The sequence below is a fragment of the Pectobacterium sp. HCp5_1 genome (genome assembly GCF_032905925.1).
Lineage (GTDB): Bacteria > Pseudomonadota > Gammaproteobacteria > Enterobacterales > Enterobacteriaceae > Pectobacterium > Pectobacterium brasiliense_A.
The window spans coordinates 1-14,329 of sequence record NZ_JAUMIO010000011.1 but is presented as its reverse complement, the minus strand read 5'-3'; the positions used below and the strand labels follow the sequence as shown (position 1 = coordinate 14,329).

At 48.4% G+C, this 14,329-nt stretch carries 14 protein-coding genes; 7 read left to right on the top strand and 7 right to left on the bottom strand.

The features are described 5' to 3' along the window. Positions 1-117: 117 nt before the first annotated feature. The 3 genes from Q3A88_RS09925 to Q3A88_RS09915 all read right to left on the bottom strand — a co-directional run bounded on the left by Q3A88_RS09925 (position 118) and on the right by Q3A88_RS09915 (position 3,463). Positions 118-681 carry a YcxB family protein gene (locus Q3A88_RS09925; protein ID WP_317177830.1) on the bottom strand — a complete coding sequence of 188 codons (564 nt, stop codon included), beginning with the start codon at positions 679-681 and terminating at the stop codon, positions 118-120. Between the two features lie 190 nt (positions 682-871). Beyond that, positions 872-2,329: a tetratricopeptide repeat protein gene (locus Q3A88_RS09920; protein ID WP_317177829.1), complete on the bottom strand. Its 1,458-nt coding sequence runs from the start codon at positions 2,327-2,329 to the stop codon at positions 872-874. Positions 2,330-2,434: 105 nt separating this feature from the next. Next, positions 2,435-3,463: a GlxA family transcriptional regulator gene (locus Q3A88_RS09915; RefSeq protein WP_110162089.1), complete on the bottom strand. Its 1,029-nt coding sequence runs from the start codon at positions 3,461-3,463 to the stop codon at positions 2,435-2,437. Positions 3,464-3,628: 165 nt separating this feature from the next. On the opposite strand from Q3A88_RS09915, the gene Q3A88_RS09910 reads away from it, so the two are divergent. Genes Q3A88_RS09910 through Q3A88_RS09900 form a run of 3 tightly spaced genes read left to right on the top strand, consistent with a single transcriptional unit; the run spans position 3,629 to position 5,405 of the window. Continuing rightward, on the top strand, positions 3,629-4,402 hold the full coding sequence (locus Q3A88_RS09910) for an alpha/beta hydrolase (RefSeq protein WP_110162090.1): 774 nt from the start codon (positions 3,629-3,631) through the stop codon (positions 4,400-4,402). 34 nt (positions 4,403-4,436) lie between these two features. Then, positions 4,437-5,057, top strand: coding sequence for an FMN-dependent NADH-azoreductase (locus Q3A88_RS09905; protein ID WP_110162091.1), 621 nt, complete (start codon positions 4,437-4,439; stop codon positions 5,055-5,057). Positions 5,058-5,096: 39 nt separating this feature from the next. Beyond that, the gene (locus Q3A88_RS09900) at positions 5,097-5,405 is read left to right on the top strand and encodes a YciI family protein (protein ID WP_110162092.1); all 309 of its coding nucleotides are present in this window, start codon (positions 5,097-5,099) and stop codon (positions 5,403-5,405) included. A gap of 109 nt (positions 5,406-5,514) precedes the next feature. Here the strand turns inward: Q3A88_RS09900 and Q3A88_RS09895 are convergent, their stop codons facing one another. After that, positions 5,515-6,645 (bottom strand): linear amide C-N hydrolase, encoded by a 1,131-nt coding sequence (locus Q3A88_RS09895; protein WP_317177828.1) that lies wholly within the window; start codon positions 6,643-6,645, stop codon positions 5,515-5,517. A 519-nt stretch (positions 6,646-7,164) separates the two neighbouring features. On the opposite strand from Q3A88_RS09895, the gene Q3A88_RS09890 reads away from it, so the two are divergent. Continuing rightward, the gene (locus Q3A88_RS09890) at positions 7,165-7,938 is read left to right on the top strand and encodes a DUF3750 domain-containing protein (RefSeq protein ID WP_039515516.1); all 774 of its coding nucleotides are present in this window, start codon (positions 7,165-7,167) and stop codon (positions 7,936-7,938) included. A gap of 16 nt (positions 7,939-7,954) precedes the next feature. Here Q3A88_RS09890 and Q3A88_RS09885 read toward each other — a convergent pair whose 3' ends face one another. Beyond that, the gene (locus Q3A88_RS09885; RefSeq protein WP_317177827.1) at positions 7,955-8,857 is read right to left on the bottom strand and encodes a LysR family transcriptional regulator; all 903 of its coding nucleotides are present in this window, start codon (positions 8,855-8,857) and stop codon (positions 7,955-7,957) included. Between the two features lie 211 nt (positions 8,858-9,068). Between Q3A88_RS09885 and Q3A88_RS09880 the strand changes: the two genes are divergently transcribed. The 3 genes from Q3A88_RS09880 to Q3A88_RS09870 all read left to right on the top strand — a co-directional run bounded on the left by Q3A88_RS09880 (position 9,069) and on the right by Q3A88_RS09870 (position 11,327). Continuing rightward, positions 9,069-9,455, top strand: coding sequence for a VOC family protein (locus Q3A88_RS09880; protein WP_039274325.1), 387 nt, complete (start codon positions 9,069-9,071; stop codon positions 9,453-9,455). Between the two features lie 72 nt (positions 9,456-9,527). Next, positions 9,528-10,295 carry a sulfite exporter TauE/SafE family protein gene (locus tag Q3A88_RS09875; protein WP_233990285.1) on the top strand — a complete coding sequence of 256 codons (768 nt, stop codon included), beginning with the start codon at positions 9,528-9,530 and terminating at the stop codon, positions 10,293-10,295. A 213-nt stretch (positions 10,296-10,508) separates the two neighbouring features. Beyond that, complete coding sequence (locus tag Q3A88_RS09870; RefSeq protein WP_317177826.1) at positions 10,509-11,327, top strand: hypothetical protein; 819 nt, start codon at positions 10,509-10,511, stop codon at positions 11,325-11,327. Between the two features lie 183 nt (positions 11,328-11,510). Here Q3A88_RS09870 and Q3A88_RS09865 read toward each other — a convergent pair whose 3' ends face one another. Beyond that, positions 11,511-12,434, bottom strand: a complete 924-nt coding sequence (locus Q3A88_RS09865) for a GGDEF domain-containing protein (RefSeq protein WP_110162097.1) — start codon at positions 12,432-12,434, stop codon at positions 11,511-11,513. A gap of 143 nt (positions 12,435-12,577) precedes the next feature. Next, positions 12,578-13,597 (bottom strand): NAD(P)-dependent alcohol dehydrogenase, encoded by a 1,020-nt coding sequence (locus tag Q3A88_RS09860; RefSeq protein WP_039526430.1) that lies wholly within the window; start codon positions 13,595-13,597, stop codon positions 12,578-12,580. Between the last annotated feature and the right edge of the window lie 732 nt (positions 13,598-14,329).

The following is a 14,329-nucleotide window of genomic DNA, read 5'->3' as shown; positions in this document are numbered from 1 at the left end:
TGAGGTTGGATTGATGTGAGGGCAGGGAATAGGGGACATAAACAAGAAAACGCCATAGTTTACTGGCGCTTTGTTTACATGACTCAGCCACATGACAGAGTCATGCAGAGACCACCGCTATGGCGTCGCTTTTAGGCTACCCATCCTTTCTTCAATAAAAAGAATAAGTGAATCAGCTTCTTGTTTATCAGAAAAATTACGAAGCGAAATAGGGATAGCAATCATATTATCAACGATTAAAAATAAATGATTATCGATTTTGTTGAGGTGAGAAATCGCATGCCATTTATAGCTGCTGTGTGAGCTTTCCGTTTCTCCGTAGATGCCGTCATTGTTTATTGTTATTTTTACCCCTGCTGGGAATACCCCTGACGGATAGCTTTTTATTTTTCTGGTGAGTAATGAAAGTAAAATGGAAAGTACGGCTAGTGAGGCTGTAAGGTAAGAGAATAATTTTATAATCGGATGGGCTTCACGTTCGCTGGATAAGAAAATGATCGCCAGTAATATAAAGAACGACAAAACTAATAAAACAAATGAAAGCATTAACAAAGAATTAATTATTCTGTGCTTATAACTCTGTCTCTTTTCATTCCAGCTGGATATCGACTTAATACCTCTTTCATAGTCGCTTTGTGTTAACGTCTGATGAATAATAAATTCTTTATTGTTTGTTTCCATTTTCTTTACGATCTCTGTTATCCATAGAATATTATATTCACATCGTGGATGATATGCAGAGGATTTTTTCGTCTAATTGGTTCTCTGTACGTTAGAGCTAACAGTAACCACGTTGGCGAATGCGCTGAAAGGCTAAATAGCCCAGATCTCTGGGCTATCAGTATGGAGAATCAAGCAGTCATCCTGAGTGTTAACGCTTTTCCTGTTGCTTCAATATTCCTGCTTTAAGCACATCCACCTCCTCGCCGTTAATCGTGGCGGTCGCGGAGATGACCTGAAATTCCAGATCGCTGAACTGGCAAAAATCGGGTTTGTACTGTGGGAGCAGAGCCGATTTCTGGGAAAAAATAAATTTTTCTCCAATCATTCCGGCATTAAGGCTATTTAACCCAAAAGGTGGGAAAGCGAGCGTCTGTTCGGCTGACGCGCCGTCACTGTTTTTGAGTTGCAGCGTGGCGCGAAAATTGGCGACTTCGCCTAATTTATTCGTATTGATAGAGAAATTAAGCTCGCATTTATAGGGATTATTATCTCCACCGAATGGGCTCGACTCATGTTTTAACGTTAAGAGTGGTAAGACGTCGCGCGTTGCTTTTCTCTCGCGCTGATCTTTTTCACATTGGCGAAAATAATGGCTATCTGTACTTTCTTCATATTTTTTTGCTTGATGACAATCCACATCAACGTACTGTCCGCTGTAATACATTTGGGACAAATATCTGCTGGCACTGGTCACGTCATTTTTATAGGCCTGTTCAAATAATACATAGGCCTTACGGTAGTCGCCCTTGATAAGTACGCCGTCGTAATACATTTTCCCCAGATTCATCAGTGCGTTGTCATTACTTTGCTTTGCTGCCCGTTCATACCATTTCTCAGCTTCTGCTCCGTCCGCATAAATACCCCAGCGCCCTTTTTCGTATACCGACCCAAGAATATTTTGTGCTTCTGGGTGACCACCTTCGGCAGCAATACGGAACCATTTCAGGGCTTCAATATTCTCATTTTTGATACCGGCATAGCCAAAATTATAGAAATAACCAACCAAGAAATTTATTTCTGGATCGCCATCCTTTGCCCAGAATGTTGCCAGCCGTAGCACATCTCGTTTGCTAAATCCGATACGGGTAAAGAAACGTTGTGTCTCTTCATCGCCGCTGGTGAGGTATCTTTTGGCGGCATAAATTAATCTGGAACGCTGTGATATATCGCTATCGGCATTGGCTTTTGCGCTATAGAGATAATCGATGATTATCTCTATTACATCAGAGGGCGTTTTGAGATCGGTTTGATTCATTTTGTCTGCAAACTGTTTGGCGCGTGCTTTATCCTGCGCCACACCTTTGCCGTATTGATAAAAATACCAGACGTTGTAGCAGCCAAAATTGCCACCTATTTCACAGGCCTGCTGATAATACTGGAGCGCTTGCGTAGTGTTTTGTGGGACGGTGATGCCGTATTCATAGATGAATCCTAGAGTACTCAATGCCTGCGGGTCGTTGTCCTGCGCTAATGTCGTCAACGCGGTTAATGCATCAGCATCCTGCTGCGTGAGGCGTTCGTAGAGCATATCTACGTTGTCATTTGCCTGACTGATGGATGCCGCTGACAGGCCGATCAGCGTGGCAATAACGGTTTTCCTTATCATCAATTTTATGTCCTTAATGCATTCCCTGAGTGAATAGCAATGTGTAGCAAAGATGTCGATCAAGGCGGGGATTTACCGTAAGTCGTGTTTTTCATAGCCATCACCTTAATCACCCTCCTCATTATCCAACGCACTCGGTTTATTATTCCTCAACAGCGCCCATTTTCTGAACTGGGTCGGTGTCATCTCCATCTGCTGGGAAAAGGCGCGTCTGAACGCGGTGTCTTCACTGTAACCGCATTCGGCGGCGACTTGCTTGATATTGGTCACCGGGTTTTCAAGCAGCAGGCAGGCCATTTCGATCCTGACGCGGGTAATAAAGTTTTTCGGGCTTTCCGCCGTGAGTTCTTTGAGTTTGCGGTGCAGCGTTCGGTCGCTGAAATTCAGGGCGCTGGCTAATTCTTCTGCGGTGATTGACGGGTTCTCATAGCGGATGAGTTGTTCAGCACGCAGCAGCAAGGGGTGTACGGTATTAATGAACCCTTGTGGCGCATAAATACGTTGAGAAAGAGGCTGGCTATCCGCCACGGCGATATCTGCCGCCAATTTTGCGATCTTAGGTCCGCCGCTGCGGCGGATAATATGCAGGGCAAGCTCGACCCAGGACAGCGGCCCGCCGGTGGTAATGATGCCATCTTGCTCCTCCAGCGCTTTGCCCCACACTGGTTTTGCCTTCGGGTATTTCTGCTTAAAGGTATGGTAGAGCCACCAGGTCGTGGTGCAGAACCGGCCATCCAGCAGCCCCGCCTCGGCCAGAATAAAGCCCCCCGCACAGGCACCGCCTATCAGCGAGCCCTGCTGATATTGCTCCCTGAGCCACAGCGCGGATTCATTAACGGATGGCATCGACAGTGGTAATTTATCGGGCCCGAGCATCATTCCGGTTGCCAGCACGACATCCGATTTGCCCACCGCGTCAAATGAGCTATCTACGTGAATCAGCCTGCCCTGAGCATCGTGCACGGGTTTGCCGTCCGCACTGACAATCGACGTTTCAAAAGACAGCGGTGAAGCTGCGGAAGAAGCGCTGTCAGGCCGTGTAATGAGCGTCTGATTGACCATCCAGAATATATCGGAAAGCCCGGAGATGGCCGACTGCATACTGCCCGGCAGCGCCAGAATGGAGATGTGCATAGTGATTTTTCCTGCCAGACAGTATTTGGCGAATTTTGCATGAACTATGTCAAGTTTGCCATCTTACCGCAAGCATCAACCACGATTAAAATTCAACCATTCGCTACCCCTGATGAAACGCATTGGGGAAACAGGCAGCCGAATCACTCTTTCAGAGGAAAGCGTATGACGCATTACCGTATTAAATGGCTTGGCCATCTGGCTATCGCGTTAGGTCTGGTGCTGTCTGCCAGCGTTCACAACGTTGCGGAGGCAGCAAAAATTAACAATATCGTTTTAGTCCACGGTGCCTTTGCCGACGGTTCGAGCTGGTCCGCCGTTACGTCTCGTCTGCAAGCGCTGGGATACCACGTGACTGCGGTGCAAAACCCGCTGACTTCTTTAGCAGATGATGTTGAAGCAACGGAACACGTGCTGCAAAGGCAGCAGGGCGATGTGTTGCTGGTCGGGCACTCATGGGGCGGGGCCGTTGTAACGCAGGCTGGTAATGATCCTAAGGTTCGCGGCATCGTCTACTTATCTGCCCTGGTGCCAGACAGCGGGGAATCCGTCTCTGATTTATTGCAACGCCTGAAAGCGCCGATGGAAGGCATGGCTCCGGATGCTAATGGCCTGATTTGGCTAGATAACCCTGAGCAATATCATGAGGTTATGGCGGGCGATGTGCCGCTGGAGAAAGCGCAGGAGTTGGCTGCGGCGCAGCAGCCGATTGCGGCAAAAGCGTTTGGCGATCGCGTTCAGAAAGCGGCGTGGAAAGCTAAACCGACCTGGTATTTGCTGACGGAGAATGACAAGGCATTAAATCCATCTATTCAGAAAGACATCGCGAGCCATATCGGCGCAAAGACACGCTCTATTGCCTCCAGCCATATGTCTCTGGTGTCACACCCGGAAGCTGTCGCGGATTTTATTGATAGCGCGGCTAAAGCAGTTAAATGAGTGAGCTTTAAAACTCAATGTAGGAGAAGTTATTGTGAACATTTTACATATAGACTCCAGTATTCTTGAGAACGGTTCCGTTTCCCGACAGATTTCTGCTGACGTGGTGAATGAGTTAGTCAAACAACATCCTGATGCCGTTGTCTCTTACCGAGATGTCGTGAAAGATGAAATTCGCCACCTAACCGGGCAGATTGCCGCAGGGTTTCGCCAAATCGCATCCTCTTCGGCAGATGACGCCACGCTACGTGAACACCACTTGTCTGAAGCGTTGGTCGCGGAATTTCTGGAGAATGATGTGATTGTCATCGGCGCGCCGATGTATAATTTTTCCGTCTCGAGCCAGCTGAAGTCGTGGCTGGATCGCCTTGCGCAAGCCGGCAAGACCTTTAAATATACGGAAAAAGGCCCGGTAGGTTTATCTGGGGGAAGAACGGTTATTGTGGTTTCTTCCCGTGGTGGTTTCTATACCACACCGCCTTTTTTAGATATGGATTTTCAGGAACGCTATCTTCAGGGCTTTTTCCGGTTTCTTGGTATTACCGATATTTATTTCGTCCGCGCGGAAGGGGCTTCAAAAGGGGATGAAATCAAGAATCGTGAAATCCAAAATGCGAAGTCCTCTATCCATTCTGTGATTACATCCATAGCTTAAAAGATATATAGCCGATCGATAATCATTGAGGTAGCAATCATGCTCTATGCCATTACGTTGTATTACACCAGCCCGAAAGATGAACTTGAAAAGAGTATTGATGCACACAAAAAATGGCTGGCTGATAATATTAAAAAGGGAAATGTTATTTTTGCGGGTCCGCTGGAAAATGGAGCGGGTGGGTTTATTTTAGCCTACGGGTTAGAGCTTTCGGATATGGAAGATATTCTGGCCGACGATCCGTTTGTTAATCTGGGATTAGTCAAAACAGAGATAAAGGCAATCGAACCAGGAATCTGTTCAAGCCATTTCTATAGCGAATGGGCTGGGAATGCGAAGGTGTTGTAAATAGCCTATCGATGTCTTTGTTTATTATTCCTGTGTAAAAGCGCCATACGAACATGGCGCTTTTACATTATCGTGCAATAAACCGCGTATCGAAAAATAACTTCCCGATTTACAGGCCTGCAAATTTAAACGGCGTAGCAGGTTTAAAGTGCCCGGAAGCCTGACCAGAATAAATGGTGCTTTGGTTTGGCCCTAAATCTAACTTGCTGGCGTTATTTCCACGCGGCGAAAAGTCGATTTTTTTTAAATCAACCCAAAAGATATTAGGCGATACGGCAGATTCAAAAAAGTATTGTAGCGATTTATGGTCGACAACGGTGCGCCAGCGCGTTGAGGCTATATTCGGCATATCTGGCAAGGAATAGCCATAGGGAACAGATGCATTACGTATAATACTGAATGCGGCGGCTAAGTCCGCTTTATCTTTTTCTATTTTACTTTTTTCCGCTACCCCTGGAATGAGTTTATTGGGGGCAACATTATTCACATAGAATGAGGCGCGAACAAAGCGGTCTGCCGCGCGGTTGGTTCCCGGCAGCATCACATTGCCACCTATCTGATCCCAATAGGCATTCAGCGTCAACTGCTGATCGAAAGTCGGAGAATTGGTCATCACCTGATAGTCCTTATTATGGTGAATGACCTGCTTACCATCGATATATTCAATAATTGCACTGTCACCTGATGAATCGGATAAGGAGAGGTGAAGCGTTGCCTTTCTATCCTGATGCGGTAAGTCTTTTGTGACCAGTGTAAATTTTTCCTCTTGCAGCGCCTTCACCGCTTCATCGACGGTAGCAAAATTGTCCAGTACATATTGTGCCCATGCAGCGACGCTCAAGCCCGGTTTTTGCGCCGTCGGTGCGGTTTTAGGATATTTAGATTCCGCCAGCCAGAGTACGTTGGCCGCCAGCCCTTTTTCATTCACGCCATCGGTTGTGGAGGCCATATTTGGGTTACTGTCGAAAGCAGAGGCAATGACACTGCCGTATTTTGATGTCCACTCCAGAGAATGCGGGCCTGCGGCACCAGAACGCTTTAATTCTCGTGGGAAAATCCAGAGGTTGGTCTCGGTATCCTCGGCCCAGTCCATTGAACGGGCCGTAATAGGGTAATCAGGGTTCTGTACGTCCTTATAAACGAATCGCGTACAGGCGAGTGAAACCGCTGAGCCTAGCGTTAATGCTGCTAATGACAGTGCGCATACCGTAGACTTAAGGTTCTTATTATTTCTTATCATTTAATTTCTCCACATTTATTCTCAGAGGGGTAGTTCACTAATATTACCGCTGATTATTTACTCTAAATAATTCGAGTTGCGTGAAGGCGGCAACCGCATGAATCTCCAGGAGCTTACTCAGGTAAGTGACTAGGGTGAATAAGGACAGCCAACGCACAAGCAGCTTGAAGTATGACGAGTATAGTCAGTGATTTATTTATGGGAGGTGGTAGATCTAAAAATAACTATAACGATGCATGCTGATTAGTTTATTTATTATTATTCAATATGAATGTATTTTTTGATGGTTCGTTTATTTTATGTTGATTTTCAATCAAGCCCGTACTGTAACGAACGTTGAGTGAAAACGCCTTGAGGCGGTTGTCGTCGTACCCACACAACGTAAAAATAGGTCAACATTTCACCCAGTGCTTTAACCTTACCGCCAACTGGCAGTAAACTGGTAAACGATTTTCACTGTGGGGCTCGCCCGCAGGCGTATCGATTCTGTTCCACCTTTTTCAGTGAGCTACCTGGCCTATGACGTACCTCAAATTCTTGGGGATTGGGTTTATTTGTGTGCTGTTGTTGTCTTTTTGGCAAAGCTGGGCGCAGTCGACGCGTAATGGCGAAACGTTTAATGGGCAAAGCTGGTGGTCTGCTAAACGCGATTCTTCCGGCTTAGCGCCGAACCCTGTGCAATTTCGCCAGACTGCCATCGTGCAGGTTTATGCTGCGCCGACTTATGGCTGGCGCGGGCTGGTGGCGGTACATCCGTGGATCATTTTTAAGAAAGCAGGGGAAACTCAATATCGCCGCTATGAGGTCGTGAGCTGGGGGAGCGATAACGTCGTCCGTCTTAACCGTTCGGTGGCGGATGCGTATTGGTATGGCGCGAAACCGAAGCTGCTGGTGGAGCACCGTGGTGACAAGGCGGAAGCCATGATCCCACAGATTGAGGCTGCGATAAAAAGCTATCCGTGGCCGAATACCTACCACGCCTGGCCGGGGCCGAACAGCAATACGTTTCTGGCGCACATTGGCCGCGAAGTGCCCGCGCTCAAGCTGGATATGCCCGCTAATGCCATTGGTAAAGATTACCGTCCGATCACGCGACCGGTTGGATTGTCGCCATCGGGAAGCGGTGTGCAGATTTCGCTGCTAGGCGTGTTGGGTATCACGATGGGTCTTGAAGAGGGGATCGAGGCCAACATTCTGGGGCTGAACATGGGCGTGGATATGAACCCGCCCGCGCTGCGCTTACCCTTTGTTGGCCGCCTCGGCTATGAAAAAACGGGCAGTGAAGAAGGATGAGGGTAGCGCTTTACTTTTACGCACCGCACTGTCGCAGGTGTGTCAGCAGATTGGCGACTTCGGGTTGCAATGTCGCGCCGGATTTCACGCCCAGCCAGAGCTGGCGTGAAGCCCATTCGTCGGTGAGATTGATGGCGCGTAATCCGGTGCCGAGCACGCCTGGGCGAATCGCGCCCTCTGGTAAGACGCTGATCCCCAGCCCCGCTTCGATCATGCGACAAATGCCGTCAAAGCTACTGACCTGTACCCGCAGGCGCAGCACTCTCCCCAGTTCATCCGAAGCGTCTTTCAGCTGTTTCAGCAACGAACTGCCGTTATTAAGGCCGACATAGTCGTAACCCAGTGTCTCGTTAAAGCTGACGTCTGGCTGCGCGGAAAGCGGGTGCTGGGGTGGAACGAGTACGACAAGCTTGTCCTGACGATAAGGAATCTTCTCTACTCCCTGTGAGCCGACATTGTCAGCGAAGATGCCGATATCGGCTTCTCCCATCGCCAGCGCCGTTACTACGGTCTTACTGAGCTTTTCCTCCAGGTTAATACGAATGAGCGGTCGGGCCAGAAGGAATGACGCCAAATCCTGTGGAAGAAACTGAATAATCGCCGAGGTATTTGCCCACATGTGTACGTGGCCGCGCACGCCAACGGCGTAGTCGTTCATTTCACTCGCCATGCGCTCCACGTTGCTTAACACATTGCGCGCGTGATTCACCAATTCCTTGCCTGCCGGGGTTAGCGTCAGGCCGCGCGGCATTCGGATAAATAACGCGCAGTCCACGGTACGCTCCAGTTCGGCGATACGTTTGCTCAGGGCAGAAAGCGTGATGTGGAACTTTTCTGCGGCCTTGGTCAGGCTGCCGGTTTGGGCAACCTGTAAAAAGATGCGGAGCGATTGTAGGTCAAAGTGCGTCGGGTTAATCATGGTTTATCGAGCTTCCTCGGTGGTCTGAAAAACACGTCAGTGACCAGTGTGTTGATGCAGAGCAGCGTGTTGTCACTTTTCTTATGGCACGCTTACTCTATCACAGCAGGCGGTTTTCCTATCAGGAAAGGGTCATTGAGTATTCAGGGATTATCAAAAGGCCGCGTTGCTCCTAGGATGTGAGAAATATCATTCAGGATAGGGCTTATAAATGCCACTTATCGATCATGTCGATCACCTTGTATTAACCTGCGTTGACCTGGCTGCGACCCGGCATTTCTATGTGGAGGTGTTGCAAATGCGGGAGGAAACATTTGCAAACGGGCGCGTCGCTTTTCATTTTGGCCAGCAGAAAATCAATGTGCATCTACGTGGCGCCGAGCATGAACCAAAGGCGCATCTGCCTGTACCGGGGGCGCTCGATCTGTGCTTTATTGCGTCGGTGCCGCTGGAGCAGGTTATCGCGCATCTGGCACATTGCCGCTGGCCAATTACCGAAGGGCCGGTGAGGCGTACCGGTGCCACGCAGCAAATTCGTTCTATTTATCTGCGCGATCCCGATCTTAATCTCATTGAAATCGCAGAATTTTTATCCTAAAGCCATCGTCTGTCTACCAGCCTGAAACGCGGTTCTCCCGATTGTCTTGTTATTTATAGGTCATGTACTTTTATGTTTAGCTTAATGATGTTCAGCGATATTTTGTTGTGTTTGCTTTTGGGCGTCGGACTGGGGTTTTGCGGAGGAATGCTAGGGATTGGTGGTGGGCTTATCGCGATTCCGATTCTGGGCGTGCTCTTCGGGATGGATCAGCATATGGCGCAGGGAACCGCGCTGGTGATGATTACACCTAACGTACTGATTGGTTTTCTACGCTATCGCCAGCGCAACCGCATCGATACGCGGGTGGCGTTGACCATGTGTGCGTTTGCTACGGGGTCTGCCTACCTTGCCGCTCACATCGCTTCATCGATTGATGTTCACAACCTTCAGCGTGCCTTTGCCACTTTCCTGCTGGTGCTGGCGGCGTACTACATGTGGCAGTGGTATAACAAAAAACGCAGTCAAACGTCGGAGATTATACTGTCGACTAAATACCTACCGCTGCTCGGCGTGGCGAGTGGGTTTATGTCGGGCATTTTTACCGTCGGTGGCGGGCTAGTCGTCGTGCCCGTTCTGGTTACGTTTTTCGCCTTTGCGCAAACGCAGGCGCAGGGCATGGCGCTGATACTCGTGGTGCCGGGTGCTTTGGCGGCGCTGTTATCTTATTCGCAAGCGGGTAACGTTGACTGGAGTATCGGTTTACCACTGGCGTTGGGAGGAATTGTCAGCGTGTCCTGGGGGGTTGCGGTTGCCCATAAATTACCGGTTGCCTACCTGCGAGCCGCGTTTTGCCTGATGCTGATCGGCGTGGGAGTGACTATGCTGGTGCTGAAATAACGCGGTGAACACGCTGGTTCACTGTTAACACATACTTATTTCTTTAAATAGACAGGTATTCAGCTTAAAGTTTTCAGCGCTTTCTCCGTTGATAAGTAGGAAGTGATGCGGTTAGCGTGAATGATTTCTCAGCGTCCTGACCGCAGTTGGAACGGCCCGAATGAATCAGGGTCGGCATCCTCTCTGAAGCCCAATCTGAATAAGGCGTGATGTATGAGTCTCGTGAGCTATCTAGGAAAGCAAACTCTCGGTGTACTGGCGGGTTATAAGCAGGATGGCGTGGTCATCCATATTTGCGGCGTCTATCCTAATGCGGATAACAGTCTGCGCGTTTTTTTCCCACACGGTCATGAGTTTACCGTTGGCGATCTGGCAACGATTCACCTTGATAACCGCTCCGGGGTTGATGAATTTGATGCCAATATTCAGGTCTATCGTACCTCTTACAAAGGTCGTGTGATAGCAAGCGAAGGCGATTGGGTCGTGCTGGAACCGCGAGAGAGCCAGCTTCTGCACGGCTTCACGCCTGTGTTGGACATCCGTGAACCGGGCTATCAGTTTCCACAAGACAACCGTCCGTCAAAACCGGTGCCTTTGACGCCGATGGTCGATTTCCCACTGACGGAAAAGCAGGATTTCTCCAATAAGGTCGGCGTACTCATTACCATGGCCGCCGAACAGCCGCATACTACGGTGCTGGCGTTTCTGTCGTCCGTGGATAACGATATCTTCCTGATTACGTTCCCTGAGACCTTTAAATCTCAGTTGCTCAAACGTAATCCGCACTGCTTTTTTGCGATGGATGAGCGCAGCCATTATACCTTCGAGCGGGCGATTGAATGGAACTACACCATTATTGAAGGGGAAGCGTTTATTATCGCGCGTGATAATCCGCTGTATGAAAAAGTGCGTCATGAATTCGTCACTAAAAACCCGTGGGAAATTGCCTTCTTCACCCGTCCTGACGTCGAAGTTTACCATATTAAAAGTAAACAACTCGTGTGCCCCGGTAATACCCAGGCGCTTAGCTAAGCTATAAAGAAATAAACGGGATAACGTTATCCCGTTTATATACAAAGCATAGCTTACAGCGACAGAACAATTACCATACGGCCTGTTATGTTTTCGTTTTTTATTTCAGTGAAAATGGCGTTGATGTTTTTTAGCGGACGGCGCGTCCGTGCGGCCGTGTTGATAGGTATGGCGGGAGGCGATCTACGACGTTTTTTCCTTCGGATCCAGAGCCCATTCCACTTTACCTTTACCGGTATTTTTAGCCTGGTAAAGCGCGATGTCTACGCGTTTCATAAAGTGTTCGGTGGGTTCCTGCGGCTGTTTTTTTCCGGCTCCAATGCTGACAGAAAGGTGGTGCATATTCTTGATAATGATTTTGTTCGCATTTTTTAGTACTTCTCTTGCCAGTTTCTCTGCCCGATCCTGTGTTCCGGCATACAGAATAATCGCGAACTCTTCGCCTCCGATTCGGGTTGCCACCACCTCACTGTTATCGAAGCGGGAAAGGATATGGCCGAATTTACTTAATACTTCGTCGCCTTTTATGTGTCCATATTTATCGTTGATGACTTTAAAATTATCGATGTCGATAATAAATAAATAGGGTGATTTCGCTTCGAGTTTTTTTAATTCATTAATAAAGAATCGGCGATTAGGGAGTTGTGTTAGTTCATCGCTGAATGACTGTATTTTGGCTTCGACGTACTTATCGTTGATTTTATATATCAGATTGTAGACACCAAACCCGACGCCAAACATACCAATAATTCTCAGCAGATCCTCAACATAATATCCAACCAGCTTGGGCTGATAAATAAACTCATCCATAAGGTCAAACGTGGCTGAACATATCCAGACATGTAGCCCGAGGCGAATGGATAAGGCTGAGGTATGGTTAAGTGAGATTTTACTGGTGCAGGACAAGATAAAAAGAAGAAAAACCAGCGCAACCGAGTCGGTATAAGAACCCGGATTATTATGCAGTTGCTCCTGAAAGTCGCGGTGTTTGAAGAATACGAGGTTGAATATAATGACCAACGTAGACAACAACAGGGCGAGCCTGACAGACGAGGAGGCTTTTTTATTTTTATCAATAAAGTCGTGGTCATACTCTTTAAAAGGCATTGCGGATCTCCTCTTGCATCACCTTTCAATCCTACCATGAAACTCATTTAATACATTCAGCATCGTGGTATCGAGCGGTATAACTCATAGAATGACGTGATGTGCAAAAAGCAGACGCCCGATCGCTCAGGCGTCTTTACCGATTAAAAATCAGCTTTCAGTACAACACGGTAGCGAGCTTTGCCGTCACGTACGTGCTGGATAGCATCGTTGATTTTCGACATCGGGAACAGCTCCGTCTGTGGCTTCACGTTGGCGCGTGCGGCGAGCTTCATCAGAGAACGCAGCTCATGCGGTGAACCGGTAGAAGAGCCGGAAACGCTGCGGTCACCCGCAATAAGCGTGAAGGCTGGAACGCTGAACGGCTTCATTACCGCGCCGACGGTATGGAATTTCCCGTTATAGGCGAGCGCGTTGAAGTAGGGCTGCCATTCCAGATCGACGCTCACGGTGTTGATGATGAGATCGAACTGGCCTGCCAGTGCGGTCAGCGCCTGCGGATCGCGGCTGTTGACGACTTTATCGGCACCCATCGCCCGCACTTCTTGCTCTTTGGCTGGGTTAGAGCTGAACGCTGTGACTTCACAGCCCATCGCGTGCAGAAGTTTAATCGCGATGTGTCCCAGGCCGCCGATACCGATCACGCCGACGCGGCTGGTCGCAGTGATATGGTGCATTAACAGCGGTTTGAACACGGTGATGCCGCCGCACAGCAACGGACCCGCAGATTCGATATCAATGGAATCAGGAAGCGGAATCGCCCACTGCCAGTTCGCGCGAATCTTATTGGCAAAACCGCCTTTATTCAGAATTGTCGGTACGCTGCCTTGCTGGCAGTTGGTTTGGCTACCGCTGATACAGGCATCGCAGTGCCCACAGCTGCGTGCCGTCCAGCCAATACCGACGCGCTGACCAACCTTCAATCCTTTGCTTTTTGCCGCGTCACCCAGTGCGTGTACTCGGCCAATCACTTCATGCCCGGCAACCAGCGGATAGCTCGACATGCCCCATTCGTTATCGATCATCGAGAGATCGGAGTGGCATACGCCACAGTAATCAACCGTGACTTCTACGTCTTCCGCTTGCAGTTCACCCGCATCAAACTCATACAACTCCAGCGCTGCGCCTGCTTCCGGTGCGGCATAACTCTTTATCATCGTCATCACAATCTCCTCAGTATGGGTTTGATTAACCAGTCTAAAGGGTTATGGCGTTTTTCTCTATGTCACAACGTGCCTGTGGTTTTTCATTTTGTGTCAGGTGGGCGTTCAAGCAGCCTGACGGTTGGCAGGGATTATTAGGCGTTATTTATATATGTTTCCTTTATCCTTGATCTGTTACGTAATCGGCGGTTTGTGTCGGTTTTACGAGCCGAATCATTTTGAATCAAAAGTGTGAATTTAATCATAAAATCTGTAGGGTTTTTCTTGAAAACTAATGGAGAAGTATCCATGTAATGAATAGTCAACTTTAAAATGGATAAGAAAAAACCATGATTAATAATATAGATCAACGTCGTTACTGGGTTTTTCTTGAACAATTCTCGGATGGTTAGGGGGAAACATAAATGCTTTGGTTGTGTTTATGAAAGAGAATATCTGGTTGGGGCTGGAATGGATAAAACACTTCACATAGATTTCAGAAAGCCAAGCAGGAAATGCAAGATACAAGAACCTACATGCTGCCTATGCTCAAGGTTACTTTGACGGCATCTCATCGTCATATTGGAATAAGTAATGTTAATGTGATGTTTATCAAGGAGATAAAATGGCGACCCTGTAAATCATTCTGTGTAACTGCCACCCCTATTAATTAAAGGTGACCTTCAATGCGGTCGCCGAACTCGATAATAAAACGGCTCATCGCCAGCCGCCAGTTCTGGATCGGCATGCTCC

What these genes read in the sequence shown, in the direction of transcription:
- Q3A88_RS09920 (WP_317177829.1), bottom strand. Translation starts at nt 2,329, where the DNA reads ATGATAAGGAAAACCGTTATTGCCACGCTGATCGGCCTGTCAGCGGCA.
- Q3A88_RS09915 (WP_110162089.1), bottom strand. Translation starts at nt 3,463, where the DNA reads ATGCACATCTCCATTCTGGCGCTGCCGGGCAGTATGCAGTCGGCCATC.
- Q3A88_RS09880 (WP_039274325.1), top strand. Translation starts at nt 9,069, where the DNA reads ATGCCACTTATCGATCATGTCGATCACCTTGTATTAACCTGCGTTGAC.
- Q3A88_RS09910 (WP_110162090.1), top strand. Translation starts at nt 3,629, where the DNA reads ATGACGCATTACCGTATTAAATGGCTTGGCCATCTGGCTATCGCGTTA.
- Q3A88_RS09885 (WP_317177827.1), bottom strand. Translation starts at nt 8,857, where the DNA reads ATGATTAACCCGACGCACTTTGACCTACAATCGCTCCGCATCTTTTTA.
- Q3A88_RS09890 (WP_039515516.1), top strand. Translation starts at nt 7,165, where the DNA reads ATGACGTACCTCAAATTCTTGGGGATTGGGTTTATTTGTGTGCTGTTG.
- Q3A88_RS09895 (WP_317177828.1), bottom strand. Translation starts at nt 6,645, where the DNA reads ATGATAAGAAATAATAAGAACCTTAAGTCTACGGTATGCGCACTGTCA.
- Q3A88_RS09875 (WP_233990285.1), top strand. Translation starts at nt 9,528, where the DNA reads ATGTTTAGCTTAATGATGTTCAGCGATATTTTGTTGTGTTTGCTTTTG.
- Q3A88_RS09925 (WP_317177830.1), bottom strand. Translation starts at nt 681, where the DNA reads ATGGAAACAAACAATAAAGAATTTATTATTCATCAGACGTTAACACAA.
- Q3A88_RS09860 (WP_039526430.1), bottom strand. Translation starts at nt 13,597, where the DNA reads ATGACGATGATAAAGAGTTATGCCGCACCGGAAGCAGGCGCAGCGCTG.
- Q3A88_RS09870 (WP_317177826.1), top strand. Translation starts at nt 10,509, where the DNA reads ATGAGTCTCGTGAGCTATCTAGGAAAGCAAACTCTCGGTGTACTGGCG.
- Q3A88_RS09900 (WP_110162092.1), top strand. Translation starts at nt 5,097, where the DNA reads ATGCTCTATGCCATTACGTTGTATTACACCAGCCCGAAAGATGAACTT.
- Q3A88_RS09865 (WP_110162097.1), bottom strand. Translation starts at nt 12,434, where the DNA reads ATGCCTTTTAAAGAGTATGACCACGACTTTATTGATAAAAATAAAAAA.